At 70.2% G+C, this 574-nt stretch carries 1 protein-coding gene; it reads left to right on the top strand.

Features of this window, described 5'->3' with window-relative positions:
• The coding region (locus AC4FQ5_RS19995) for a hypothetical protein (protein WP_491146429.1) at positions 1-504 on the top strand (504 nt) is incomplete at its 5' end.
• Positions 505-574 lie beyond the last annotated feature (70 nt).

Here is a 574-nt window from a genome sequence, read left to right as displayed (position 1 = left end):
CGCGAGGCCTCGTGGCGCGCGTCGCTGCTGCTCGGATCGTTCCTCGCCGCGCTCGTCGGTGCAGTCGCCCTGATCGGGACAATCATCCCGGCGAGCCGAGTCGCTCCTGGCGCCCTCGGGCACCTGGCCGACGCGGTCGGCGTCTTTACGCTCGGCGCACTGCCCCTCGCGATCGCGCTCATGGCCGAGTGGCCCATCGACGACCGACTGCGGCGCCTCGCGATGTCCGTCGGTCTCTTCGCCCTCGTGCGCGGCGGAACCACCGCGGTCCTCGGCGGCGCGACGTTCGCGATCATCACGTCGATCGCCGGGCTCTGGGCGTCGGCCCTCCCGTTCTTCTGGACGGGAGCCGCCGCCGGGCTCTGGGTCGGCGTACTCGGGGCCCTTCTCGGTCGGGTGCTCGAGCGTTCCCGCGGGGGGCGATCCGGTGCTGTCGTGGTGCTCTTCATCGCGTTCGCCGCCGGTATCGCGGTCCTCGCGGTCTTCTGGCGGCTCGCCGGCTGAGCGATCCCGTTCCACCCCGGGGCGCTCACACAGAAACATTGAACTTTTGGGTTCACTGTCATATAGTGAA

The sequence above is a fragment of the Chryseobacterium sp. DT-167 genome, assembly GCF_058310155.1.
This window is presented reverse-complemented; position numbering and strand designations above follow the sequence as displayed.